Source organism: Bacillus sp. FDAARGOS_1420 (genome assembly GCF_019344915.1).
Classification (GTDB): Bacteria; Bacillota; Bacilli; order Bacillales; family Bacillaceae_G; genus Bacillus_A; species Bacillus_A mycoides.
In genome coordinates, this window is the sequence record NZ_JAHWJB010000001.1 from 980,949 (window position 1) to 1,006,518 (window position 25,570).

At 34.5% G+C, this 25,570-nt stretch carries 22 protein-coding genes; 11 read left to right on the forward strand and 11 right to left on the reverse strand.

The genetic code is table 11. The features are described 5' to 3' along the window. Window positions 1-100 precede the first annotated feature (100 nt). The gene (locus tag I6L50_RS05240; RefSeq protein WP_002016446.1) at window positions 101-979 is read left to right on the forward strand and encodes a radical SAM/SPASM domain-containing protein; all 879 of its coding nucleotides are present in this window, start codon (window positions 101-103) and stop codon (window positions 977-979) included. A 36-nt stretch (window positions 980-1,015) separates the two neighbouring features. Here I6L50_RS05240 and pepF read toward each other — a convergent pair whose 3' ends face one another. Then, window positions 1,016-2,839, reverse strand: a complete 1,824-nt coding sequence (gene pepF, locus I6L50_RS05245) for an oligoendopeptidase F (protein ID WP_219300725.1) — start codon at window positions 2,837-2,839, stop codon at window positions 1,016-1,018. A gap of 137 nt (window positions 2,840-2,976) precedes the next feature. Next, entirely contained in the window at window positions 2,977-3,966 is a 990-nt protein-coding gene (gene guaC / locus I6L50_RS05250) for a GMP reductase (RefSeq protein ID WP_219300727.1), read from the reverse strand. Between the two features lie 271 nt (window positions 3,967-4,237). Here guaC and I6L50_RS05255 point away from each other — a divergent pair, with 271 nt between their 5' ends. The 3 genes from I6L50_RS05255 to I6L50_RS05260 all read left to right on the forward strand — a co-directional run bounded on the left by I6L50_RS05255 (window position 4,238) and on the right by I6L50_RS05260 (window position 6,824). Then, window positions 4,238-4,870 carry a hypothetical protein gene (locus I6L50_RS05255; RefSeq protein ID WP_257475352.1) on the forward strand — a complete coding sequence of 211 codons (633 nt, stop codon included), beginning with the start codon at window positions 4,238-4,240 and terminating at the stop codon, window positions 4,868-4,870. 17 nt (window positions 4,871-4,887) lie between these two features. Then, window positions 4,888-5,199, forward strand: coding sequence for a lysozyme inhibitor LprI family protein (locus I6L50_RS34705; protein WP_257475353.1), 312 nt, complete (start codon window positions 4,888-4,890; stop codon window positions 5,197-5,199). Between the two features lie 179 nt (window positions 5,200-5,378). Continuing rightward, window positions 5,379-6,824: a DEAD/DEAH box helicase gene (locus I6L50_RS05260; protein ID WP_219300729.1), complete on the forward strand. Its 1,446-nt coding sequence runs from the start codon at window positions 5,379-5,381 to the stop codon at window positions 6,822-6,824. A gap of 43 nt (window positions 6,825-6,867) precedes the next feature. Here the strand turns inward: I6L50_RS05260 and I6L50_RS05265 are convergent, their stop codons facing one another. Next, a complete protein-coding gene (locus tag I6L50_RS05265) occupies window positions 6,868-7,428 on the reverse strand; it encodes a DUF1836 domain-containing protein (protein WP_002089923.1) in 561 nt (186 codons plus the stop codon). A 164-nt stretch (window positions 7,429-7,592) separates the two neighbouring features. Between I6L50_RS05265 and trhA the strand changes: the two genes are divergently transcribed. Together trhA and galE are read left to right on the forward strand one after the other, a co-directional pair. After that, the gene (gene trhA, locus I6L50_RS05270; RefSeq protein ID WP_088033913.1) at window positions 7,593-8,240 is read left to right on the forward strand and encodes a PAQR family membrane homeostasis protein TrhA; all 648 of its coding nucleotides are present in this window, start codon (window positions 7,593-7,595) and stop codon (window positions 8,238-8,240) included. Window positions 8,241-8,423: 183 nt separating this feature from the next. After that, window positions 8,424-9,440, forward strand: coding sequence for a UDP-glucose 4-epimerase GalE (gene galE, locus I6L50_RS05275; protein WP_201032226.1), 1,017 nt, complete (start codon window positions 8,424-8,426; stop codon window positions 9,438-9,440). 49 nt (window positions 9,441-9,489) lie between these two features. Here galE and pelG read toward each other — a convergent pair whose 3' ends face one another. From pelG to I6L50_RS05300, 5 genes are read right to left on the reverse strand one after another with little or no spacing between them, the layout of a single operon-like run. Next, window positions 9,490-10,947 carry an exopolysaccharide Pel transporter PelG gene (gene pelG / locus I6L50_RS05280; RefSeq protein WP_219300731.1) on the reverse strand — a complete coding sequence of 486 codons (1,458 nt, stop codon included), beginning with the start codon at window positions 10,945-10,947 and terminating at the stop codon, window positions 9,490-9,492. After that, window positions 10,935-12,356: a GT4 family glycosyltransferase PelF gene (gene pelF / locus I6L50_RS05285; protein WP_113936119.1), complete on the reverse strand. Its 1,422-nt coding sequence runs from the start codon at window positions 12,354-12,356 to the stop codon at window positions 10,935-10,937. Before pelF ends, pelG begins: the two co-directional genes overlap by 13 nt. Before the next feature lie 3 nt (window positions 12,357-12,359). Beyond that, a complete protein-coding gene (locus tag I6L50_RS05290) occupies window positions 12,360-14,192 on the reverse strand; it encodes a DUF2194 domain-containing protein (RefSeq protein WP_219300733.1) in 1,833 nt (610 codons plus the stop codon). Next, the gene (locus I6L50_RS05295; protein WP_219300735.1) at window positions 14,176-15,096 is read right to left on the reverse strand and encodes a tetratricopeptide repeat protein; all 921 of its coding nucleotides are present in this window, start codon (window positions 15,094-15,096) and stop codon (window positions 14,176-14,178) included. Before I6L50_RS05295 ends, I6L50_RS05290 begins: the two co-directional genes overlap by 17 nt. Beyond that, on the reverse strand, window positions 15,096-16,319 hold the full coding sequence (locus tag I6L50_RS05300) for a GAF domain-containing protein (protein WP_113936122.1): 1,224 nt from the start codon (window positions 16,317-16,319) through the stop codon (window positions 15,096-15,098). Before I6L50_RS05300 ends, I6L50_RS05295 begins: the two co-directional genes overlap by 1 nt. 297 nt (window positions 16,320-16,616) lie before the next feature. Between I6L50_RS05300 and I6L50_RS05305 the strand changes: the two genes are divergently transcribed. Continuing rightward, a complete protein-coding gene (locus I6L50_RS05305) occupies window positions 16,617-17,435 on the forward strand; it encodes a glycoside hydrolase family 191 protein (RefSeq protein WP_016096433.1) in 819 nt (272 codons plus the stop codon). A gap of 117 nt (window positions 17,436-17,552) precedes the next feature. Here I6L50_RS05305 and I6L50_RS05310 read toward each other — a convergent pair whose 3' ends face one another. Beyond that, window positions 17,553-17,954: a hypothetical protein gene (locus tag I6L50_RS05310; RefSeq protein ID WP_002143948.1), complete on the reverse strand. Its 402-nt coding sequence runs from the start codon at window positions 17,952-17,954 to the stop codon at window positions 17,553-17,555. Between the two features lie 520 nt (window positions 17,955-18,474). On the opposite strand from I6L50_RS05310, the gene I6L50_RS05315 reads away from it, so the two are divergent. Beyond that, entirely contained in the window at window positions 18,475-19,065 is a 591-nt protein-coding gene (locus I6L50_RS05315; protein ID WP_002068662.1) for an AmiS/UreI family transporter, read from the forward strand. A 43-nt stretch (window positions 19,066-19,108) separates the two neighbouring features. Beyond that, window positions 19,109-20,053, forward strand: coding sequence for an NAD-dependent epimerase/dehydratase family protein (locus tag I6L50_RS05320; RefSeq protein ID WP_181777897.1), 945 nt, complete (start codon window positions 19,109-19,111; stop codon window positions 20,051-20,053). Between the two features lie 88 nt (window positions 20,054-20,141). On the opposite strand, the gene sodA is transcribed toward I6L50_RS05320, so the two are convergent. Continuing rightward, window positions 20,142-20,768, reverse strand: a complete 627-nt coding sequence (gene sodA / locus I6L50_RS05325; protein ID WP_219300737.1) for a superoxide dismutase [Mn] — start codon at window positions 20,766-20,768, stop codon at window positions 20,142-20,144. Between the two features lie 217 nt (window positions 20,769-20,985). Here sodA and I6L50_RS05330 point away from each other — a divergent pair, with 217 nt between their 5' ends. Both I6L50_RS05330 and I6L50_RS05335 read left to right on the forward strand, forming a co-directional pair. Continuing rightward, complete coding sequence (locus tag I6L50_RS05330; protein WP_219300739.1) at window positions 20,986-22,056, forward strand: nitric oxide synthase oxygenase; 1,071 nt, start codon at window positions 20,986-20,988, stop codon at window positions 22,054-22,056. Window positions 22,057-22,419: 363 nt separating this feature from the next. Then, window positions 22,420-23,988, forward strand: a complete 1,569-nt coding sequence (locus I6L50_RS05335) for a BCCT family transporter (protein ID WP_219300741.1) — start codon at window positions 22,420-22,422, stop codon at window positions 23,986-23,988. A 119-nt stretch (window positions 23,989-24,107) separates the two neighbouring features. On the opposite strand, the gene I6L50_RS05340 is transcribed toward I6L50_RS05335, so the two are convergent. After that, a complete protein-coding gene (locus I6L50_RS05340; protein WP_219300743.1) occupies window positions 24,108-25,406 on the reverse strand; it encodes an MFS transporter in 1,299 nt (432 codons plus the stop codon). Window positions 25,407-25,570 lie beyond the last annotated feature (164 nt).

A 25,570-nucleotide genomic window follows, 5' to 3' on the forward strand; every position in this document is an offset into this window, starting at 1 on the left:
ACTCCTATTTCCTAAAATAAGTATGTTTCTATTTCTAAAAAAATATGCTGTAATATGAAGAGGAAAAAGTATAAGTAGTCAGAGAAGTGAGGAATTAAAGGTGAAGAAGTTTAAGAAGTTTTACTTGGAGATTACAAGCGTATGTAATCTTGCGTGCAGCTTTTGTCCGCCGACGGAAAGGCAGAAGCAATTCATTTCTGTGGAGGATTTTGCTAAAAGATTAGACCAAATTAAACCTCACACAGACTACATCTATTTGCACGTGAAGGGTGAGCCGTTGCTCCATCCGAAAATAGATCAACTATTAGATTTAAGCCATGAAAAAGGGTTTAAAGTTAATATTACAACGAACGGAACGTTAATTAATAAGAGAAGGCATAGACTGTTAAATAAGCCAGCTCTAAGACAAATGAATTTTTCACTGCACAGTTTTGATGGACATCCAGGTTCGCAAGATAAAGAGGGCTATGTAAGGAGTATACTTTCTTTCATTAGAGAGGCAACAAGTCAATCGGACTTAATCGTTTCACTAAGATTATGGAATTTAACTCAGGATAATAAAACAAATGCTGAAATCCAAAAAAATAGGGATTTATTATCTATAATTGAAAATGAGTTTGATCTATCTTATCAAATTGAAGAGAAGCTTACACCGGGAAAAGGTATAAAAATTGCGGAACGTGTCTTTATTAATCAAGACTATGAATTCCAGTGGCCGGCATTGCATGAAGAAGAGGATGATGGAAAAGGATTCTGTCATGGTCTTCGAAATCAGGCTGGAATCTTAGCGAACGGAACGGTTATTCCTTGTTGTCTAGATGGTGAGGGAATTATTAATCTTGGAAATATTAATAATGATTCATTCTCTAATATTATTGAAGGCGAAAGAGCGAACAATATTGTAGATGGATTTTCAAAAAGGGTTGCAGTAGAAGAACTGTGTAGAAAGTGCGGATACCGCAAAAGATTTGGAAAGTAAATATAGAATAAGCCCTCATAAAACGAGGGCTTATTTTTATTCTTGATAAGAACGCTCTAATTCATCAATTAAGGAACCGACGTAAGATACAGCTTTACGGATTGCATCTGGTTTTGACATGTCTACTCCAGCGTGTTTCATTAATTCGAGTGGTTTCATTGTACCGCCTGCACGGAGTACATCAAGCCATCGATCAACAGCAGGTTGTCCTTCTTCTTTAATCATTTGAGCTACAGCGGTAGAAGCAGTTAGTCCTGCAGAATATGTGTAAGAATATAAGCCCATATAATAGTGAGGTTGACGCATCCATGTTAAACCGGCGCCTTCATCAATTTCTACGGAATCTCCCCAGAATGTCGAAAGGACCTTCGTTTTTATTTCAGTTAAAGTTGTAGTTGTAGCTGTGAGTGCTTGCCCTTCTTCTGCTAGAGCGTATACTCTTCTTTGATATTCTCCCTCAAGTAGATGGGTAACGAAGTTGTGGTAATATGTGCCGAGTAGTTGCAGAATAACCCATCTGCGCATTCTCTTATCTTCAGTAGTCGCAAGTAAATGCTGGGCTAATAGTAATTCATTCATCGTTGATGGAGCTTCAACGAAGTACATAGATGGACGCACATTCATAATACGCTGATTTTTATTTGCTAAATAAAAATGACCAGCATGTCCAAATTCATGAGCTAATGTGAAACACCCGCGCATCGTACCCTGCCATGTAATTAAAATATAAGGGTGAGAACCGTATGGGCTAGAGCAGAAGGCACCTGTTGATTTTCCTACGTTATCTGCAAGGTCTACCCATCTTTCTTTGAAGCCCTTTTCGATAATGGAACTATATTCATTTCCTAATACTTTTAAAGAATCTTGAATGAGTTTGCCAGCTTCTTCGTAAGTGATTGTTGGATTAAATTCAGGATCTAACGGTGCATGTAAGTCACAGAAAAGCATTTGATCAAGCCCTAATACATTCTTTTTTAAATCTGCAAAACGGCGCATATGAGGCGCTAATTCGTTATAAATAATATCTAGTTGGTTGTTATACATTTCAAGTGGAACTTTTTGAGGCTCTAAAAGCATATGGGTAACGGACTCGTACTTGCGCAAACGAGAAAGCGCCACTTGTTTTTTTACCTCAGTAGCATATGTTGTTGCAACTGTATTTTTATATCGTTTCAATGTGGAAACAAATGATGAATATGCTTTTTTACGTATATATGCGCTTGGAGAAAATTCATATTTGCTTTCGAATAATGCAAACGATACAGGCAAATCATTTCCCTGTTCATCTTGTATAGAAGGGAAATCCATATCGGCTAATTTAGTCATGCCGTAAATTTTGTAGGGTGAACTATGAACTTCGCCGAGTGCAGCAAGAGCTTCTTCTGTTTCAGGAGAGAGTGTGTGCTGCCTCTTTTTGAGTATCTCTAGTAATGATTTACGGAAAGGTTCAAGTTTTATTTCCTCAGTTAAATATTTTTCAATTATTCCCTCCTCAAATGAGAGAATTTCGTTATGAATAAAGGATAGTGCGGTATGTACATTCGTTCCTAGAGCGGAAATTTTGGAAGAGTTCGCTTGAATAACTGAATCTGTACGATCAGCGGATTCTTTTAAATTTGCATATGCGCCGAGTTTTGTTAACTTCATTAAAAGCTCTTCTTCTAAAAGTAGGCAATTTAATAAGGTAGCGGGGCTAGTGTGTAATTGTCCTTTAAATGCATCAAGTTTTTTTATGTCGTCTGTTAATACACGTAATGCATTTCCCCACTCTTTGTCAGATTCATATAAATCAGAAAGATCCCATGTCAATTCAGTAGAGATTTCTGCGCGAATAAGGCGTTGCTCAATTACGTTTTTCATTTGTTATATCCCCCTTATTATAAGTATCTAAAAATATGATACTAGAAAATTCAGTAAAATGAAAATATTTTACATTTTTATACATGAAAAAGAAGGACAAGCATAAAAATGCTTGTCCTTCTAGTTAGATTTAAAAATTAATATACTTTATCACCGTTGAAAATAGAGTTTTTCACGACTACATAATCTACAGTACGTATTGAGTCTAACTTTGTTCCACCAGCGTAAGAGATAGAAGATTGAAGATCTTGTTCCATTTCGATTAAAGTGTCTTCTAAAGAACCTTTATGCTCAACGAACATTTTCTTACCTTCAACGTTTTTCTTCTCGCCTTTTTGGAATTCAGAAGCTGAACCGAAGTACTCTTTATAAAGTTTGCCATCTTTTTCGATTGTTTCCCCTGGAGACTCTTCATGACCAGCGAATAGAGAACCGACCATAACCATAGTTGCTCCAAATCGAATTGATTTAGCTACATCACCATGCGTACGAATACCACCGTCAGCGATAATTGGCTTACTTGCAGCTTTTGCACACCAACGAAGTGCAGCTAACTGCCAACCACCAGTTCCAAATCCTGTTTTAATTTTAGTAATACAAACTTTACCAGGCCCAATACCAACTTTTGTTGCATCAGCACCAGCGTTTTCTAATTCTCTTACCGCTTCTGGAGTTCCAACGTTTCCAGCGATAACGAAGCTTTCTGGTAAATGTTTTTTAATATGTTGAATCATGTTGATCACAGCATTAGAGTGACCATGTGCGATATCGATTGTAATGTATTCAGGTGAAAGTTGCTCAGCAGCTAATTGTTGTACGAATTCGTATTCGTCTTCGTCTTCTTTAACACCAACGCTGATTGAAGCAATTAATCCACGTGATTGCATATCTCTAATGAATGAGATTCGTTTCTCTGGTTGGAAACGATGCATGATATAGAAGTAATTATTTTCAGCTAAATAAGTTGCGATTCTTTCATCTATAATCGTTTGCATATTTGCAGGTACGACAGGTAATTTAAATTTATGTTTTCCTAAAGTGACAGTTGTATCACATTCAGATCGGCTGTTTACAATACATTTTGCAGGAATTAATTGAATGTCTTCATAGTCAAATACGTTTTCCATCATTTACACCCCTAAAATACGAATATTTTATTTTTATTGATTAAAAATGTTCGTCCATAGGATAATTTACATCATTTTTATTAAGAAGTCAAAGATTTTCTTAACATTTTTTTTGAAAGAAGCTAATATCTTTTAAAAATGATGTTAAAAACGAATTTAAATAGTTTTTATATGCATAACGTTCGTTTATAAAAAAGTAAGGAAAGTTTCGATAATTGCATAAAATTGTATGTGTGCTTCTTATTTTGGGTGAGGGGGCTGGGGAAATACTATGAAAAAGTTAATACTAATAATAGGAATAACTTTGTTGGTTGTTGCTGGATGCAGCAATAATGATGCATTTGATAAGGCGAAGAAGCAAGGAGATTTAGCACTGGAAAATAAAGAATACGAGAGAGCAGTCGCATCTTTTGAATTAGCATTAAAAGAAAATAAGGATGACCGAGAAGTAAGGCTGAAGATGAATCAAACGAATAAAATGATTGAAGTATTGCAGGAAAGTAATATAGACCGGGCAATTTCGTTATTAAGAGAAATTGAAAATGATTCTGCTAGTTCAGTTATATTAGCCAAACAAGCAAAAGAAAAACGAGAAGCTTTATCTAATCAAAAAGATGAGGAAGAAAAATATAAGCAAATGCTTGCTAAAGTAGAAGAGTTGAAAAACCAACAGAAGTTTGTGGATGTAAAAGAGCAACTGAACGTAATTATTAGGGAAACGAAAGGGAAAGAACAGTTTAAAATATATTATCAAAATGCGAATGAACAAATTACACAGATTGTGCCGAGGGAAGTAGAGGTAGATAAAACAAAAGATGAGAACAGCAAGGAAGAAAAAGTAATAGAAGAGAAGCCGAAGAAAGTGTTATTACCGGTCAGAAGGCAGAATATATTACTAAACTAAATAGTATTGAGGAGAATTTGAAAAAGCTCGATTACTTATATGAGAACGGAATTACAACTGAAATGAAAGAAGGGGAAGTTAAAAGATACGATGCATGGGATCAGGCTTTAAATGAGATTTATGGCGTTTTGAAAAAGCAACTTTCTACAAGTGAAATGAACACTTTGAGAGAGAAACAGCGTGAATGGATTACGTATCGAGACCGCAAGGCGGAAGAAGCTTGGAATGAATCTGGGCAGGGAACATTATCAGGGATAGCAACTATTTCATCGAATGCAAATAGTACGAGGGAAAGATGTTATCAGTTAGTTGAGCAATATATGGAATAATATTTTTAACAAGTTTTTAAAATAGAAGATCCTTTTGTTTAGTCAGGCGAATCACGAATGATTCGCCTTTTTATGTGAGCTTTCAAGTATAATGAATAAGGTCATAATAAGGTATATGATGATTCATTGATAGGAAAAGCGAAAAAAGAAAATAATACAGAATAAAAAGAGGTTAACATATGAGTAAAAAAAGTTTTGCTGATTATGCATTAAGTAAAGAAATTGTAAGAGCACTTACTGGTTTAGGATATGAACATCCAACGGAAGTGCAAGGAGAGGTTATTCCAGTTGCCTTGCAAAAGAAAGACCTTGTCGTGAAATCACAGACTGGAAGTGGAAAAACCGCTTCATTTGGCATACCACTTTGTGAAATGGTGGAGTGGGAAGAGAATAAGCCACAAGCTTTAGTTTTAACACCGACGAGAGAGCTTGCGGTGCAAGTAAAAGAAGATATTACGAATATAGGTCGTTTCAAAAGAATTAAGGCCGCTGCAGTTTATGGCAAATCTCCATTTGCACGTCAAAAATTAGAGTTAAAGCAAAAAACACATATTGTAGTTGGGACTCCTGGCCGTGTGTTAGATCATATTGAAAAAGGTACCCTTTCTTTAGAGTGTTTGAAGTATTTAGTTATTGATGAAGCGGATGAAATGCTGAATATGGGTTTTATCGATCAAGTAGAGGCAATTATTGACGAATTACCTAAAAAACGAATGACAATGCTATTTTCAGCAACACTTCCAAAAGATGTTGAAAAGTTATCTCGTACGTATATGGATTCGCCAACGCATATTGAAATTAAGGCTACCGGGATTACAACAGATAAGATTGAACATACACTTTTTGAGATGAGAGAAGAGGAGAAGCTTTCACTTCTTAAAGATGTAACAACGATTGAGAATCCAGATAGTTGTATTATTTTTTGCCGTACGCAAGAAAATGTAGATCACGTATTTCAACAGTTAAAGCGGGTTAACTATCCTTGTGACAAAATACATGGTGGTATGGTACAAGAAGATCGTTTTGAAGTTATGGACGATTTTAGAAAAGGAAAGTTCCGTTATTTAGTAGCGACAGACGTAGCTGCTAGAGGAATTGATATTGATAATATTACACATGTTATTAACTATGATATTCCATTAGAAAAAGAAAGTTATGTACATCGTACGGGAAGAACGGGACGAGCTGGTAATAACGGGAAAGCTATTACATTCATGACGCCGTATGAAAATAGATTTTTGGAAGAGATTGAGGAGTACATTGGCTTTGAAATTCCAAAGGCACTTGCACCTTCAAAAGAAGAAGTTATGAAAGGTAAAGCAGTATTTGAGGAAAAGATACATGCTAAACCAATTATAAAGAAAGATAAAAATGCAGGCCTAAACAAAGGAATTATGAAATTGTACTTTAATGGCGGGAAGAAAAAGAAAATTAGGGCGGTAGATTTCGTCGGTACAATTGCTAAAATTAAAGGTGTTACAGCAGAAGATATAGGTATTATTACAATACAAGACAATGTTTCTTACGTTGAAATATTAAATGGAAAAGGACCACTTGTTTTAAAAATTATGAAAAACACAACGATTAAAGGGAAACAATTAAAGGTTCATGAAGCAATTAAGTAAACAAAAAAACTATCCACCTCTAACAGGTGGATAGTTTTTTTGTTTAAGTTTCTTTGAGGTCATCAACTAGTTTCTCTGCTAAACGTCTATACATATTACTCATAGTCACGAAGGATGTTAGTAATAAAAACTTTTCTAGCTTTGGATCTTCTAAGGAAGAAACCTCGTTTACTTCCTTAACACGGTTATTCACGTCTTGCTTAAAGCTTTCCACATTGGTGTCAGTAAGAGAAAGGTAATCTTTATATAGAGTGTTTAATTCGAATGTATCATCGTTTATTAACGGTGCATTTATATTTTCTAAGGAGCTTTTTATATCATTAATGGAAAGAGCTCCTTTTAATTGATAAATTAAGCTGATTAAAATCATATGTTCTTTTGAATACTTTTTATTTTTGATAGGGATGAATAATTTCCCTTTTGCGTAATTGTTAATCATTGTTTTTGTTAATACTTTTTCATCATTAGTTCTCGTTGTATCCGCATAAGTATTCTCAAATAGTTGGACAACTTGGTCTACATATAAGTCGACATTTGGGATATCCTCAAGTTTAATACTTTTTTCTAAATGTAATGATTCAAGTAATTTATTTATATTTTCCACGTAGAACCCCTCACTTTTATAACTTAGTGGAACTTAATGTTTAGTATATCTTTAAATATGGTATTACGAAACAAATGAATTGTAAATGTTGACCCGCACGGAAAATGTGTATATAATTACATGTAGTTATGAAAACTACATGTAATTATATGAGGGGTGTTTATATGAATGTTTATGTAAGAGAACCAGTTAATGCATTTACTCACTTAGGAGGAGCTGTATTATCATTTATTGCATTATTAGCTATGCTTGTGAAAGTTTCTGTTAAGATGCCATCTGTTGCTGCAATTACAGCTGTTATTTTATTCGGTATCGGGATGATGGTCCTTTATATGGCATCAGCTGTGTATCATAGTGTCGTAGCTAGTGAACGTGTTATTTATTTCTTTAGGAAGCTAGATCATTCTATGATTTTCATATTAATTGCAGGTACATATGCACCCTTTTGTTTAATTACATTAAATTCGGCAAATGGTTTACTATTATTCTGTTTAGTTTATGCAACGGCAATTTGTGGTATTGTTTTTAAAATGTTTTGGTTTAATTGTCCAAGATGGTTATCGACAGCAATTTATCTTCTGATGGGTTGGCTAATTGTTCTATTCTTTGCACCGCTAGCTGATAATCTAAGTACGGGAGGTATTATTTTCTTAGTACTTGGAGGCATTTTTTATACAATTGGTGGGTTTATTTACGGTGCGAAGCCAAAATGGTTGGAGTTTAAATATATGGGACACCATGAAATTTTTCATGTTTTTGTATTGTTAGGTAGTCTTGCACATTTTCTAAGTGTATATTGTTACGTAATTTAATAAAAAAACGCCACGCGATGTCTGTTATGTGGCGTTTTTTTATTACCTGATTTGAATCGTGTATTGTACAAAAAATCATGGGATAAAATGTAAGTTTCTGTGTTCGCATAATAAACATATGATAAGAAATATGTGATATACTTTGAGAAGTTTATAATGAATGAAATATGGAGGACTATAATTATGGCAATACTTGTAACAGGTGGAGCAGGATATATTGGTAGTCATACATGCGTAGAATTACTAAAAAACGGTTACGAAATTATAGTAGTAGATAATCTTTCGAATAGCTCAGTAGAGTCTATAAATCGAGTGACAGAGATAACAGGAAAACAGTTTAAATTTTATAAAGAAGATATTTTAAATCGAGAAGCACTTGATACGATTTTTGAAGAAAATACAATTGAAGCTGTTATTCACTTTGCAGGCTTTAAGGCTGTAGGGGAATCAGTAGAAATTCCGTTAACGTATTATCATAACAACATTACAAGCACATTAGTGCTATGTGAAGTGATGCAGAAGCATGATGTGAAGAAGATGATCTTCAGTTCATCTGCAACAGTGTATGGTATCCCAGAAACATCACCAATTACGGAGGAGTTTCCATTAAGTGCAACGAATCCATATGGTCAAACGAAATTAATGATTGAACAAATTATGCGTGACGTAGCATTTGCGGATGCAGGATGGAGTATTGCATTACTTCGTTACTTCAACCCATTTGGTGCACATGAAAGTGGACGTATTGGAGAAGATCCAAACGGAATTCCAAATAACTTAATGCCATATGTAACACAAGTAGCAGTAGGGAAGTTAAAGGAATTAAGTGTATTTGGAAATGACTATCCAACAAAAGATGGCACGGGTGTCCGTGATTATATTCATGTTGTAGACTTAGCAAATGGCCATGTAAAGGCGCTTGAAAAGGTACTTGGCACTACTGGGATAGATGCATACAATCTCGGTACAGGTACTGGTTATAGTGTATTAGAAATGGTTGAAGCATTTGAAAAAGTTTCAGGCAAGGAAGTTCCTTATAAAATTACGGAACGTCGTCCTGGTGATGTGGCAGTATGTTTTGCAGATGCATCGAAAGCGAAGCGTGAATTAGGATGGGAAGCAAAACGCGGATTAGAAGAGATGTGTGCAGACTCTTGGAGATGGCAATCAAATAACAAAAATGGCTATCTAGAAGTTTAATAAACAGATAAAAAAATGACCTTTTGCGGGAGCAAAAGGTCATTTTTATTTATTTATTTCCATTAAGTTTATTAGCAAATTTAGTAAAGAAAGTTCGCCTTTTTATAGGAGTATTTGACTGACAAAACGTATAGTAATCAATATCTTTAATGTAAGTAAAGAGTCTAGAAATAGCATATAAGAATGTAATAGAAGATCCGAGTGCAAAACTAATACCGTAACCATTAAATCCAAATGGAAGTAGAAGAAGACTTAATAACAGGTTTGCAAAAAAGAACAGGGCTGATGTTCGAAATGCTCCTTTACGATCTTCAAAATATAAGAGTAGTAATGTGATAACAAGGACCATCCCGTTTGCATAAGCACCAATTATAGTCAGCTGCAAAATAGAGTATTCAAGTGTTACGTTCCCAGATTGTGAACTAAACATCCATATTATAAAAATAATAAGTAAAGAAAAAATACCTTGATTACGAAGTATTCGTTCCATTTCTTGCTTTAGGACAAAGTTCATTGATTCTTTTAATTGTAAAATTGTATTTAATGTCGCCCCATTGTTAACTGAACCGAAGAACTTCTTATACCGTTCATAAAACCTTGTTTCAATGGATACTACGAAGAAAATATAGGTTGGGATAATGCTTAAATAGGCCCAGAAAACAGATGTATCATAAATTTGATGATAAATAAACGTGTTTTCAATATTTCCTCGCCCTTCTCCGAACCAAATAACAAAGTTACATACCCAAATGCCAATATTGTAAAGTAAGCTTGACCAAAATAGTTCTGGATATTTATCTAAATAAGAAAGAAAGGTAAATTGTTCAGTAGCATCACTATTTGGAAACATTCGTACAATAACTATACTTAACCACACTAATGTAATGAAAGTCCCGATTGTAAAAGAAATTAAAAGTAATAGGGCCAATCCGTGTTCTATTCCAAGTGTTGGATGCCAGTAAGCAATAAGCGCAATTCCAGATAAGAAGAAAATGGAACCAATTAAAAATGCAAGAGCGATGGATTGATAATCTTTAGCTGCTGTTAAATAAATGGATTGAATCCAAATGATGTTTAAAGCTAAAAATAAAAATAGCATCACGATTTTATAATACAAGGCTAATGGTGTAAAAATTGCAAACAAAATCCATAAGATAATAGCTAAAAAAAGTGTGATTTTCGTCATTCCTAAAAAGGAAGAAAATACTTTATCAGCTTTTTGCTCGTATAAAAGGTCGGCCACATATCTAGTTACGATGAGCTGTAAGGCACCATATATGATTTGAGAAAAAATGAAGCAGTATGAAATTGAAATTGTAAAAAGGCGCTGTTCCTCAATTGAAATAGAATGGAACAAACTTAAAATGTATCGAATAGCTGTTACTGCTAAAATAACGACTAACCAAGGACCAGCTGTAACAAATAATGAAAATCCGTACGCTTTTATTCTGGAAGAATAGTAGTCTTCTTGGAATAATTTTTGTAAACGAAATCCTATCCCTGCCATGTTTTTTTACCTCTTTCTAAGTAAAGCTTACGATAACTATCAACGACACCTGATAATTGATAGTGCGCTTCAATACGATTGCGCCCGTTATCCCCAAATTTTTGAATGGATTCAGGGTGACGATAATACCACTCTAAATGAATGGCAACTTGTTCAGGAGATACAGGTGGTACAACAAATCCACATTGTCCGTAAGGATCTTCATCTTGTCCGTAAATTAATTCCTTACAAGAGCCGACATCTGTAACAACCCATGGTAATCCTGCTGCCATTCCTTCTAACATAGCTAATGGTTGCCCTTCAGATATACTTGTTAATACGAGAATATCTGTTTGTTTTAAGTAATCTTTAATATTTACTTTGCCGGTCATTATTACATGCTCTTCTAATCCTAATTGTTGAATTAAATCACGACATTCCTGAGCATATTCTGCTTCTTCTGTATCAGGACCTAGTAAGTAAAATATAAATGGAATATCTTTTTCTAATAATAATTTAGCTGCATAAATCATTGTTTTTACATCTTTAATTGGCACAACTCGTATAATAGCGGAAATGATGAGTTTATCCGAATTGTATTTTGGCTTACGTAACCCTTTATAGTCAGATAAAGTAACGCCATTTGGAACGATTTTTAGTTTATGGGCCGGAGCACCTAATTCTTTTTGATATGCACTATTTCGGCCGAACAACGTAATTACATCAGCGGCTTGTTCATATGCTTGATGAGACAAGTGATGAAAGAAAGAAACCCATCTTTTTTTATATTCAATTGGTATCCAAGTAGATTGTAGTATTTCTTCTTCACGCTCCCGAGAATAAATACCGTGTTCAGTTAGAATAAATGGTATATCGGACTTGGCACTAATTGCAGCACCAAGCAATCCACCATACCCTGTCGATACAGAATGAATAAGATCTAATTCAGGAAAATCAATTTGTAAAATTTGAATGATTGGTGTGAACATAGATCTCCACATCCAAAAGTAATTTAAGAAGGATCCACTACTTTCTTCATATAAATAGCTTTCTTTAACAATTGCATAAAACTCACGGCTTTCGAAGAAGGAATGGAGTGTTCCTAGCTTTTGTTTATTCCCTAATATTTGTAATGCTGTTGTATCGTTGGCTTGAAATGTAAACCATTTTTGAAGTGTCTGTACTTCTTGTTTAGTTAAATTAGTTTTTATATGTTTTGCTTCATTTTCTGATTGCAAAGGAATCAGAATGATGTTTTTTACATTGCTTGGAATTTCATATTGATATTCATCTTCTGTTTTTACTTGAGGGACTATCGCGAAAATCGTAAATTCATGTTCTTTAAACTGCTGGATAATCATTTGAACCCAGCTTGCTACCCCTCCGCTTACAAAGGGATAGCTGCCTTCAACGACCAAACCTATTCTCATCTGTTATGCTCCTTTAATTGGAATCGTAGCGCTGGCTTTCGTTAACGTAACGCTATAAATTTGGGAATCAAGCTTTTTAACTGTACCGTAAGAGAATGAGCCAGGTTGTATCTTCTTACCTTCTTCTACACGTATAATTGTTGAAGTATGGTTTGGCAACCCTTTATATGCAATGTGAACAGCATCATCTTCATAAGAAACATCTAGGTCACCAGTTTGATAAATTTTCATAGAAGCAGTTGCTTCACTTTGGGTCATACTTTTTATATAAGGATATCTTTCTCGTATTTCTTTAATTGTCTTTTTATAAGCTTTAAATAATTCTTCCCATGTTAAATTACCTGAGCGTTTTTCATCAAGGATATCATCTGGATGGACGAAATGTGAGATAACCCCTAAATTTGCGGTAACATCAGTTAAGATAAATTGCTCTTCATCTGTGATAGCATAGCCGCTTGTAATGCGCGGGAAGTGATAAATGTTTTTATTATGTTCATCTGGTCCAAATTCTTGAATTAAACTACCGTTACTTTTACTTCCCACATATAGAGAAGCAACTGTTTCCATAGTTGGAACTGCGTTGTTTAATGCACTTAATCCAGCTGTATTTATAATATTGGATGGTGGTACATAGGTTTTTAATTTTTCGTTTGGAAAGAAGTTATACACGAGTTTTTGCAGAGCATCTAAGGAGCTCTCCATATCCTCTTTTGAATTCCATGGAACATATTCAAGTGCTTTATCTACTGGATCTGGTGGTAATAATAAAGGTTGATGGTTATAGCCATGAATGCCTATTTCCCCGCCGTGACTTAGTAATTCTCTCCCAAATAATAAATAGGTATTTCTATTTTTACCTGTGAAATCTTCAAAGGGTGGCGTTACTTTATTTTGGTACGTCCCAATGGCAACACCCGTATATTTAATATCAAGATCTTCAGAGATATCCTTCATATTTTTCCACCAATGTTTTTTATAAAATTCTTCAACAGAAATTTTTTCTTTCGTTAAGTTTTTTAGTTCTCCACTTGGAATCGGAGATGGGAAGTCATCGATATACATAATCTCCGCTCCAAGTTGTGCTGAAGCGAAAGTCGGGAAAATAGTACCCAGTGATTGAACGAACATACCTCTACCTAATTTATCGTTCAATGCTGTTGTATTCCAATATAAGACTTTTCCTTCACCGTAGTCATTGGTCCAAAGGATGGGAGTATCTTCCGCTGTAATCCAAGTATTAGTTGTATTCCCATCTAGCGTAATATTCATTGAGCTATGAGTAAACAATGGAGAAGAACTTGAGAGATCTGGATAACCAGGGAATAAAACTTCTTCAAAGGTTAATCCTTTCGCATCTTTGAAACCTTCTTTTTGGGTAATACCAAATAATGTGTTCCAGGAAGGATCTGAATCAAGTCGGTTTGCGATAATAATTCTTCCGCCCATTTGTACAAAATTTTGAATATCAGCTTGTGGAAGTTGCTCCATTATTTCACCTGTAATAATAATCCCTGTATAGGGAGAGGGTGTAAGTCCCTTAATTTCATTAGCTGTAATATCTTTATAGTGTAGGTGTGCGTAATCCATTGCCTTCTTCGTATTAAATTCGACTTGTTGCCCTAATGTATTATACGTTTTTAAAACGTATAATTGCATTTTTTGTCCATTTTGAGCTACATCTTTTGCTTTGAGTATTTTAACAGTATCTGTTTCCTTAGTTTTAGGAACAGAAAACTTTTGATAAAAATTTTCTGTTCGATATATAAGGATGGATAAAATTAAGAGAAATAAAATGATACTAATAATCCCGATATATATATTAATCCCCTTTTTCAATGTGTGCGCCTCCAAACTGCCTCACAAATAATTGATATTTACGCGGTAGTATATGAACTCTTTTTGCATCCGTTAGATTATTGATTAAGTTATAGAGCTCGTCCCATAACTGTTGCTCATAATATATTTCAAGTAAACCAACGTAACCGTAATATGATTCAGGATAGAAATGAATAAGCTTTAAAAATTGCTCTTCAGACTTTGCATATTGTTTTGTGTGTAGAAACAGATTTCCAAGATGGAAAGGGTAAAGAGGTTCGTTAGGGAATAGTTCTACACCTTGTGTAATAAAATCCATAAATTTAGCGATTATTTTTTCTTTTTGCTGATTAGAAAGAAGACCACTGTTTATATATCTTAAATAGTTAGAAACCAATTCTTTTGCAATTTCATTTTGTGGATTTTGTAGAAATTGCTTATTTAAGTATTCGATTTGTTTTTCGTACCGTTCATTTAGTAAATTAATAGTAGTTGCTGCGTAATGCACAGTTTCAGGATCTTTATGGTGAATGGCTTCTTTCAATAAGCCTCCTTCATTAGCAATAGAGGAGGAGCTTAACTGTACAATGAGTTGTTTATGTAATTCAGGCTTATCTAGTTCTAATCCAGAAGAAAATGAAATTAAGTCCATATCTTGTTTTGCTGATTCCAAAATATCTTCGTAATTATCAACGTGAAAGGCAACATAATCAGAGTATTGCTGTAACCACTCGGTTTTGGAGCGTCTTATATTAAGTAATAACATGATTGCTGATACAATAAGTCCGATAAGTGGGAAAAGAAGAGATAGAATCAAGCAAAATTCAATAATTCCTTTTTTATCTTTAGTAATCAAACTTTTCGTAAATCGAAATAAAAGAAAAACCGAAATAACATAAATAAAATAAAGAAGGAGTAAAATCATTAGACTATCACTCCTTTAGAAGAAAGAGCGTTTTGTATACGAGTTTGAACTTGTATATAAAACTGTTCTTCAGTGCCAGGTAATAAAATCATGATTTTCTGCTCGGTCGTACTATAACCGAATATATCGATATCTCGCAAGTGGTCTTTTAAAATAGAATTTATCATTCCTAAAGAATCTTGTGGAGCATTGAACTCAAAATAGGAATATGGATAAGATAATGTTTCGTACCGTTTCTTTTCTATTTTTAGTAAATGTTCAAATTCATCTTCATAATAAATGCTTGTTTTAGGGAATGTGCGATCCTCTTGACTGGATAGCCAAAGATTAGAAGCGTTTTGTAAACGATCACCCATCCAGCGTAAATACCATGTGAAAAGTTCGAATTGCTCAGAAGTTACTTTTGAAAACTCGATTTCGTCTAATATAATGACGTATTGTACATCATCTTGGAATAGGACGGGACCAACTAAAAGTGGAGCGTCTTGAAAATCCTCATCTGTACGGAAAAAAGGTCGATTATGCGCTAGCGCATTTTTGATGACTAAGGAAGCGTTTTTAACGAAAATAGATTGGGATAATGTATTTTTACCAGTTTCAGCTCTTAATTTAATACGAAGCGATTGTTTATTGTTATCAACGTGATAGATACCAATTTTTTTTGCTCCAAAATACATTTTTAATACATTCATTCCTTCATCGAGTACAATTTCAGGATGTGTATGATTTAAAGCTTTAAACATATGATACATTTTAGATAAGTGGTTATTTGATTCAAGTACACGAGAACGTAGTGTAATACGTGTTTCATCCAATTGTTTCACGACATATTTTAATTCTTTATTTTCAGCTTTCAACTCATTATTTATCATATGTACATCTTCATAACGTTCTTTTTGTGCAGTGCTCATCAGTCCACAGCATAAACTAATAACAAGTAAGAAAATCCAACTTATCCAGTAATCTAATGAATAAAAGTACAACAATACATCATTTTCTTTATATATACCGCTTACAAAAATATAAATCATTGCTTCCAAAAAGGCGAAAATGGCAATAGATATGCCATATCGGCTAGAGATAATTAATGTAATAAATAAGAGTAAGAAGTATTCATACGTTGGTGTAAGAAAATCAGTTAGTATTGATAGAAAAAATAGTGCAATAAAGAGAATCGTAGGTTCAATCATCTTTTGGAATATATTAGATTGTCTATAGTGCATAAAAAAATCCCTTCTTTCGTTTGCAAATTTAATTTTGAGGAATAGTACACTGAAATAAAATACATAATTTAAAAGAATTATTTTAAGATATATAATATATAAAGCCCAAATCATTTTATCAACAGAGATGTAGTAAATTCAAGTGAAATAAATTCTAATTTTTGTTAATGTATTGCATTTATTGGAATTTTTATAAAAAATCGAGTTTGAAAAAATGTAGAATGTTATGGTATTACTATATTTGTATTAACATTTAAAACAATAGAAAATTACAGTTGTATAGGGGGTAATATTATTATGGAGTGGAAACGTTCCGTATGTTTTTTAGCTATATTTTCTTTTATTTTTTCCTCAAGTACATCCGCACAAGCAAATGTTGTGGAACCAGTTTTAAAAAATGTACGAAGTTATAAAATTTATTATGGTGAAGCAAATGAGCAAGTAATTGAGAGACTTTCAAAGTATGACATGGTTATTATAGAGCCATATGCATTTACGAAAGAACAGGTTCAGCAATTAAAAAAATCAGGAACGGTAGTTCTTGGCTATGTTAGTGTTTTAGAATTAGAATCGTGGCATAAATCGCAAGTAGTTGAATCAGACTATTATTATAGAGATGGTAAGAAAATGAAGATTGAGCAGTGGGATACATATATTATGAATTTAGCTGATGAACACTACCGTGGGATTGTTGTGAATAAGGTGAAACAGCAAGTCATTGGAAAAGGAATAGATGGTGTGTTTTTAGATACAGCTGGTGATATTGATGACTATTTTTATGATCAGCCGTCTACACAAGGGAAGTTTCGAGAAGCATATGTAAATTTATTAAAAGAAATTAAAAGTGTTGATTCCAACCTGCTTCTTATACAGAATTGGGGATTTGACACAATCAAAAATACATCCTTGAATTTTATACATGGTGTATTGTGGGAAGACTTCAATAAACAAGTTATTGCGAAAGATGAATGGAGTCAAAATTGGATGCGTTATTTTAAACAACAAAGCAATAAAATTGTAACGTTTACCGTGACCCCAGATAATGTATCTAAAAAATATAGTTCTACAAATGGATTTGTTCCTACAATAAATCCGAATGATATTTATGATAAATAGCAAGTGTTCAAAATGAGAAACTATCAAGATTGACTATCACGCTTTAGGTCAGTAATACGATTATCTTATAAAGATAAATGTATTACTGACCAGCCCCTTTCACATAATAGGGGAGATTTAATGAATTCGAACGAGTTGTTTATGGTATACTGTATTACCTTCTTGGCTTGTATATGGCGGGATACTTCGCCCAAAACAATTTGCAACAATATTGGAGTGGCCAGGATAAGAAATACGGATTTCATACAAATCAATAGAGTCATCTAAATCAGCATAAAAAACTGCTAAGTGGTTGCCTTGTAAAATATATGGGAATGCTACTTCCGTATTTTCACCAAGTAGTACAGGTAATTTTACAGGATTAGAATAGTTAGACCAATCCCAAACCTCTATAGTTACATGGTGTGTGTAATATGCATCTAAATTTACAATGTTTACTACTGCTGAAACAGTTGCAGGCTCTCTTGTTAATACACCTGTGGAGTGAAAAACAAAATGATTTGGATAATGAAGAGGCATAAATATCAAACCTTTCTAAATTAATATGAGTGTACGATATTCTATGCAAATAATTAATAGAATGAGATAGGGAAAATGTATCATTCTACTAATTTTTTATAGAAATTCAAAACGTAGTATTGAAAAGTATTCCAACACTTGTATCATTGTTAGAGTACGTTTATAATCAAGGAATCCTATTTCATGTTTTGATAGGGTTATTTATTATTGAAAGCGTTTTAAATTTGTTATTTTTTAAGGTAGGAAGTCTGACTTATTCAGATTAAAAATTATGTATGTAGTTTTAAATAGGAAGAAAAATAATAAAGTGAAACTTTAATCAGTGGGGGTTGTTCATCCCCACTGATTATTAGCCTTCACCAATCGGGCTTTTACGGGCAGCCCGACTCCCGCCTAACTTCTTTGCTCCAGCTGAATTTTGAGGTGGGAGTTTTACTGCTCGTTAATGCGGGATAAAGTATCACTTTATATTGTGGGGAGGTTAAAAGTGTGAAAGGGAAAGATTTTCACACGAATATATATGGGTTACGTAGGATTATTACTTTCAGGTGCAGCTTTATTTTTAAATAGTCTTGTCATATTAGGCAAAGTAGAGATGAAAAGTGCAGGTGTCTTTAATTTATTTGTGGGGGCATTACAAATTATCATTCCGTTCTATTTGATCATGATTTCTGATCAAAGTAATTGGACGGTATATTCATATGCGGCTACTTTTTTATTTGGTTTAACTTATTTATATGTAGGCGTTACTTTTATTAAAGGAATGGATAGTAGTGGACTAGGCTGGTTCTGTATTTGGGTAGCAATTATTGCTTTATTCTATATGATTGTTTCATTTGTTCAATTCCACGATGTTGTTAATGCGTTAACATGGTTTATGTGGGCATTACTTTGGTATTTATTCTTTGTATTAAATGCACAAAAAAAGAATATCAATCAATATCTTGGCAGAATTGCCTTTGTACAATCATGGGTAACATTGACGTTGCCTTCACTCTTTTATTTTATGGGAGTATGGGGCGAGGGATTCATATATGAACTATGGGTTTATGTATCAGTAATTTCTATTTTATATTGCTGCTATTGTATTTTTAAATATCGAGTACGTTAATGTATCGTGTGTAGAAAAAACATGGAATCGTTAAACTGATTCCATGTTTTTTTATTTTAGCGTTTATAATAATAGAGGTAGTATTTTACAATTTTTGAAAACGGGGATGATGAAGGTGAAAAAAGTATTGGTGCTAGGGGGAACAAGATTTTTTGGTAAACATTTAGTAGAAGTACTGTTGCAAGCTGGACATGATGTAACGATTGCGACGAGGGGAGTTACTGAAGATTCCTTTGGAGGTGCAGTAAAAAGACTGATTGTAGATAGAGAAGATGAGAGGCTACTAGAAGAGCGTTTTGAAGGTAAAAGTTATGATATCGTATACGATAATTTATGCTATAGCTCGAATGCAGCGAAGATAATATGTGAAGTGCTAAAAGGAAAAACGAAGAAATACATTATGACATCTTCAATGGCTGTCTATGAGCCTGCGCTAGGCCTGTTAGAAGAAAACTTCAATCCGTACGAGTATACAATTACGTATGGAGGTAGGAATGATTTCAATTATAGTGAAGGTAAGCGATTAGCCGAAGCAGTTTTATTTCAACATGCAACATTTCCAGTTGTCGCAGTGCGTTTTCCAGTTGTTATTGGAGAAAACGATTATACGAAAAGATTACAATTTTACGTTGAACATGTTGTGAAACAAGAGTCTATCGTTGTGGATCATGTAGATGGAGAGTTGTCATTTATACATGAAAAGGAAGCAGGACAGTTTTTAGCTTGGTGCGGGATGGAAAACATAGAAGGGCCAATTAATGCTTGTAGTAACGGGGTGGTTTCTACCAGAGAAGTTATTCGTTTCATAGAAGAGAATACCGGGAGAAAAGCGCTCATTCAAGAAGTAGGAGATAATATAGCTCCTTATAATGGAGTGATTAATTGTACGTTACATAATGGAAAGGCTCGTGAATTAGGATTCCCGTTCCGAGAGTTGAAATTAGAGACGGAAAAAGTTTTACGTTATTACATAAATACAATGAAATAATCATAAATCCCCCGGTGGCAATCCGGGGGATTCTGGAGGATTTCGACAATACTAATTTTACATTACCAAATTTACCTTATACGCACGACTAATGTGTTTGTGATTGAATTGCTTGTAAATACTTTTCATTTACCCGGTCCCAGTCCACCGTATGCCACCAGTTGGTAACAAATTCTGGACGCCGATTTTGATACTTTAAATAATAGGCGTGTTCCCATACATCGATGACGAGTAATGGAATTTTACCTTCTTGCAAAGGTGTATCTTGATTGGGTGTACTCATAACGGAAAGTTCCTCACCGTCCAGAACAAGCCATCCATAGCCACTTCCAAAACGACTAATAGCTGCTTTGGAAAGTTGATCTTTTAAGTTGTCAAAGGTATTGAAATAATAATCAATTACTTTTGCAACGTCTCCATTAGGCTCACCGCCACCTCGCGGGCTCATTAATTCCCAAAAAAGACTATGACAATAATGTCCACCACCGTTATTTCTGACAGCTGTAACAATTTCTTTTGGTAAAGTTTCTAAATTACATAGTAACTCTTCTAAAGATTTATTATGTAATTCCGTATAGTTTTCTAAAGTGGCATTCAAGTTATTTACGTATGTCGCATGGTGCTTTCCATGATGAATAGAAAGCGTGTTGCTATCGATATATGGCTCTAGTTCATCATAGTCATATGAAAGCTTTGGCAATTGAAATGAAGACATAACATTCCCTCCTTTCTTATTAAAAAGTTGGTCTAGGTAAAAAAAATTTACCTGAGTCAAAAATACACCTATTTTTTATACAAGTCAATAGTAATCTCTTTAATTTTCTGAAAAATATTACAATAAAAGTAACACTTCGACTTTCATTTGTGACTCTTATTCTTTTTGCTTATACTGTAAAGTAGTAACGTTTTGTTGAAATAGAAGGAGATTGTTTATGAGTAAAACGAAACAATTAATAGAGGAAGCGAGTCATTTTATTACGGTTTGCCATAAAGAGCTTAATAAAGAACAATTCATAGAAGAGAGAATAAAAGAAATTCAAGTTGAGATAGAGAAGACGGGGACGTATGAGCATACATTTGAAGAACTTGTTCATGGATCACGAATGGCATGGCGCAATAGTAATCGATGTATCGGAAGACTATTTTGGAGTAAGATGCACATATTAGATGCACGTGAGGTAAATGATGAGGAAGGTGTATACAATGCATTAATTCATCATATTAAATATGCAACGAACGATGGGAAAGTTAAACCGACAATTACAATTTTTAAGCAATATCAAGGTGAAGAAAATAATATACGAATTTATAATCACCAATTGATTCGGTATGCAGGATATAAAACAGAAATGGGAGTGATTGGTGACTCTCATTCCACTGCGTTTACAGATTTTTGTCAGGAACTTGGCTGGCAAGGAGAAGGTACGAATTTCGATGTATTGCCACTTGTGTTTTCTATAAACGGGAAGGCACCTATATATAAAGAAATTCCGAGAGAAGAAGTAAAAGAAGTGCCAATTGAACACCCAGAATACCCGATTTCGTCACTTGGAGCAAAATGGTATGGGGTTCCAATGATTTCAGATATGTGCTTAGAAATTGGCGGTATTTCTTATACGGCAGCCCCGTTCAATGGATGGTATATGGGAACGGAGATTGGGGCTCGTAACTTAGCGGATCATGATCGCTATAATTTACTTCCGGCTGTTGCGGAGATGATGAAGCTCGATACATCGAGAAATGGTACGTTATGGAAAGACAAGGCGCTAATTGAATTAAACGTGGCTGTTTTACATTCTTTTAAAAAACAAGGAGTTAGTATTGTGGATCACCATACAGCTGCACAACAATTTCAACAATTTGAGAAGCAGGAAGCGGCATGTGGACGGGTTGTAACAGGTAATTGGGTGTGGCTCATTCCACCGTTGTCGCCAGCCGCCACTCATATTTATCATAAACCGTATCCAAATGAAATTTTGAAGCCGAATTTCTTTCATAAATAATAGCTAGTATAGTTTTTTTCTGCAAAATATAATTTTTTTTAATTACTGTTACGTAGCAAATGGAAGCCTTTACTATCGGTTATTTTTGGAAAGGGCTTTTTGAACCAAGGAGTTCCTTATGTTATAATCAAATTTCTGTTTCGAAGACCTTATAGAAATATAAGGTCTTTTATTTTGCTTTTTTATGTAATAGGAATAGAAATTTTCTTTTAAATAAGGGATTTAGCATATTTTTAGGGACAACATAAGTGTGTGGAAAAAATTGATGAATTATTATGCTTATATAATCATTATGTTTTGGGTGTAAACGATAAAACATAATAAAGTTGTTTTTTTAGATTGCTGAGGAAGGAGGAAGTGTAAATGAGGATGAAGAGTCGAAAAACAGATTGGCCTGTATTTCTTATTAGTGGTGGCTCACTTTTATTATTTGTAATTGCAGTTATTTTAAATAAAAGTTACGTAGAGGGAGTCATTAATAGCAGTTTTGCAGCTTCAATTAAATATTTTGGTGCCTTTTGGCAGGTTTTATTAATTGGTACATTTGTTGTTGCAATGTGTATGGCGTTTTCGAAATATGGGAGAGTTAAACTTGGGGGGCTAGAAAAACCTGAGATTAGTACGACAAAATGGCTCGCTATTATTATGTCTACATTACTTGCCGGAGGTGGCGTTTTTTGGGCAGCCGCAGAGCCGATGTACCATTTGATGACGGTGCCACCAATACATGAAGGTATAACTGCTGGAACGAAAGAAGCGGTAATGCCGGCTTTAGCACAAAGTTATATGCACTGGGGTTTCCTGGCTTGGACAATTTTAGGTACAATTAGTGCGGTAGTTATGATGTACGGGCACTATCATAAAGATATGCCTTTAAAACCTCGAACGCTTTTATATCCTATTTTTGGAGAGAAATTGCGAAAGAGTTGGCTTGGAACAATGATCGATGTATTTTCCATTATTGCGGTAGCTGCAGGGACGATTGGTCCAATCGGATTTTTAGGCTTGCAAGCAAGTTATGGGTTACAAGCATTGTTTAACATTCCTGATGTGTTTACTACTCAATTAGCCATTATTGTTTGTGTAGTAGCTGTTTCTACTATATCTGCGGTAACGGGAATTGATAAAGGGATTCAAATTATAAGTAATTTAAATGTTAGGTTAGCAGTTTTATTAATGGTATTCGTATTACTGTTTGGACCAGGTGGATTTATTATTGATTCATTTGTTTCTTCGTTTGGATTTTATATAAATGAATTTATTCCAATGAGCACATATCGTGGTGATACAGGTTGGTTAGGGTCGTGGACAATCTTTTTCTGGGGATGGTTTATTGGATACGGACCGATGATGGCAATTTTAGTGAGCCGAATTTCAAGAGGAAGAACAATCCGAGAAATCATCGTTGCAATTGGAATTATTGCACCTATTATTACAACATTTTGGTTTACTATACTAGGGGGATCAGGTGTGTTTTATGAGTTAATGAATCCTGGTTCTATCTCGACCGCATTAAGTGAATCTGGTATGCCAGCGGCTATGATTGCAATTACGCAGCAGTTGCCACTATCTAATATTATTGGACCTGCATTTCTTTTATTAACAATTTTATTTGTAGTGACAACAGGAGATTCAATGGCTTATTCGATTTCAATGGCAGTGACTGGAGATGGAGATCCTAGAATTAGTTTGCGAGTTTTTTGGTCGCTTATTATGGGGGCAGTTGCGGCGATTCTTTTATATATGGGTGAGGGAAGTATTAACGCCTTACAATCCTTCATTGTAGTGACGGCTGTTCCGGTATCTATTCTGTTATTCCCAATGCTATGGCTAGCGCCTAAAGTCGCAGGGGAATTAGCGTTAAAACAAGGTATTGTAAAAGAAGAAGATAAAACTAGCTTCTTGTTCCAAAAAGCTAGTAAATCAAAATAAATAATTGTATTTATATAAGAAGAGGAAGCATTTCATTTGAGATGCTTCCTCTTTGCCATTTATCCAAATACTTTTCCTGAGGGGACAGTATTTGGATAAACATTTCGTACAGTTTCAATCTATTCTAATACTTTATCTTTCGTCTCTGGGACACATAATAGCATTGTAACTAAACCGATTGGATAGATAATGAAGATGAGAGATAATGCTCCCATTAAATTACCACCTGCAGCAAGTAAGCCGATAATAACAGGTCCAAATCCAGCTAACCCACGTCCTGTACCGAAAATAAAGTTCTCTGCTGTCGAGCGAGCTTCAGCAGGATAGTTTTCAGCTAAAATTGCTCCGAATCCCCCCATCATGCCATTGGCAAAGAATCCAAGCAATGCACTTCCCCATAACAATGATGTTGAGTCTGTGAATAAGAAGAAGTAAATGAGACAGTATATAGTACCACCGACATAATAGATTGTAAAAGTTTTACGGCGACCAATTTTATCGGCTAGAATACCAAAAGTCGCAATTCCAATTAGCATGCCGATCGTAGAGATGAACATCCAGCCGCTCGCTTTTGCTAATGTGTAGTTATATTTATTCGCTAAAATAGTTGGCATCCATGTGAAAATTCCATAATATCCGAAGTTCTGGATGAATGACATAATAATAAGACCAATTGTTGTTATCGTTACTTTTTTATTGGCAAATAACTTTCGAAGTGGGAACTTTTTCATTTGCTTTAGTTGTTCTGCCTCAGTAGTTGTTAAAATACCTTTAGCTTCTTTTTGTAATAATTCTTTTTTGTATCGTTGTTTTTGTTCCCATATTTTCGGTTCACTTAAACTTTTGCGGACGTAAACAGCTAGTAGAGCGGGAATGAGTCCAAATAAGAAAACAGCTCTCCATCCGAAATGCGGGACGATAAATGCCGGAAGAAGTGAAGCTACTAGTACGCCAAATTGCCATCCAAGTGCAACAACGGATGTCGCCTTAGCGCGCATTTCTTTAGACCATATTTCAGTTACGATGGCCATCCCAATCCCGAATTCACCACCAACTCCCATTCCAACTAAAAAGCGAAGAATTAATAATTGCCAATAATCTGTTGCGAAATAAATAAGTGCTGTTGCTAGTGAGAATAGTAAGATTGTGAAGGCCATCGTACGGATACGCCCAAATAAATCAGCAATAAATCCAAATAAATAAGACCCGATTAGCATTCCTATTGTGGTAGCTAATGTTAAGTTTCCACCTTCAACAGGGCTTAAATGAAATTCTTTTAAAATGTAGACGAGTACGAAAGATAAGAGCAACATGTCTAAACCTTCTGCTGCATATCCTAGCGCAGAACCAAACAATGTTTTATATCTTTTCTCTTTCGTCTCCTCTGTTGATGATTGTACATTAGTAGTGACGTTCATCATTACTCCTCCTTATTTTCTTCTACAGTCACTATGGAAGAATAACAAAAGGCCTTCTCACCTGATATGATGAGAAGGCCAAAAAAGCATACGTATCCCTAAAAAAGACCATACGTATAGTATATTCCGACTTCCTTCTCAACCTCACGGGGTTGGGTTAAAGG

What these genes read in the sequence shown, in the direction of transcription:
- pepF (WP_219300725.1), bottom strand. Translation starts at nt 2,839, where the DNA reads ATGAAAAACGTAATTGAGCAACGCCTTATTCGCGCAGAAATCTCTACT.
- guaC (WP_219300727.1), bottom strand. Translation starts at nt 3,966, where the DNA reads ATGGAAAACGTATTTGACTATGAAGACATTCAATTAATTCCTGCAAAA.
- I6L50_RS05255 (WP_257475352.1), top strand. Translation starts at nt 4,238, where the DNA reads ATGAAAAAGTTAATACTAATAATAGGAATAACTTTGTTGGTTGTTGCT.
- I6L50_RS05260 (WP_219300729.1), top strand. Translation starts at nt 5,379, where the DNA reads ATGAGTAAAAAAAGTTTTGCTGATTATGCATTAAGTAAAGAAATTGTA.
- trhA (WP_088033913.1), top strand. Translation starts at nt 7,593, where the DNA reads ATGAATGTTTATGTAAGAGAACCAGTTAATGCATTTACTCACTTAGGA.
- galE (WP_201032226.1), top strand. Translation starts at nt 8,424, where the DNA reads ATGGCAATACTTGTAACAGGTGGAGCAGGATATATTGGTAGTCATACA.
- pelG (WP_219300731.1), bottom strand. Translation starts at nt 10,947, where the DNA reads ATGGCAGGGATAGGATTTCGTTTACAAAAATTATTCCAAGAAGACTAC.
- pelF (WP_113936119.1), bottom strand. Translation starts at nt 12,356, where the DNA reads ATGAGAATAGGTTTGGTCGTTGAAGGCAGCTATCCCTTTGTAAGCGGA.
- I6L50_RS05295 (WP_219300735.1), bottom strand. Translation starts at nt 15,096, where the DNA reads ATGATTTTACTCCTTCTTTATTTTATTTATGTTATTTCGGTTTTTCTT.
- I6L50_RS05300 (WP_113936122.1), bottom strand. Translation starts at nt 16,319, where the DNA reads ATGCACTATAGACAATCTAATATATTCCAAAAGATGATTGAACCTACG.
- I6L50_RS05305 (WP_016096433.1), top strand. Translation starts at nt 16,617, where the DNA reads ATGGAGTGGAAACGTTCCGTATGTTTTTTAGCTATATTTTCTTTTATT.
- I6L50_RS05310 (WP_002143948.1), bottom strand. Translation starts at nt 17,954, where the DNA reads ATGCCTCTTCATTATCCAAATCATTTTGTTTTTCACTCCACAGGTGTA.
- I6L50_RS05315 (WP_002068662.1), top strand. Translation starts at nt 18,475, where the DNA reads ATGGGTTACGTAGGATTATTACTTTCAGGTGCAGCTTTATTTTTAAAT.
- I6L50_RS05320 (WP_181777897.1), top strand. Translation starts at nt 19,109, where the DNA reads ATGTTTTTTTATTTTAGCGTTTATAATAATAGAGGTAGTATTTTACAA.
- sodA (WP_219300737.1), bottom strand. Translation starts at nt 20,768, where the DNA reads ATGTCTTCATTTCAATTGCCAAAGCTTTCATATGACTATGATGAACTA.
- I6L50_RS05330 (WP_219300739.1), top strand. Translation starts at nt 20,986, where the DNA reads ATGAGTAAAACGAAACAATTAATAGAGGAAGCGAGTCATTTTATTACG.
- I6L50_RS05335 (WP_219300741.1), top strand. Translation starts at nt 22,420, where the DNA reads ATGAGGATGAAGAGTCGAAAAACAGATTGGCCTGTATTTCTTATTAGT.
- I6L50_RS05340 (WP_219300743.1), bottom strand. Translation starts at nt 25,406, where the DNA reads ATGAACGTCACTACTAATGTACAATCATCAACAGAGGAGACGAAAGAG.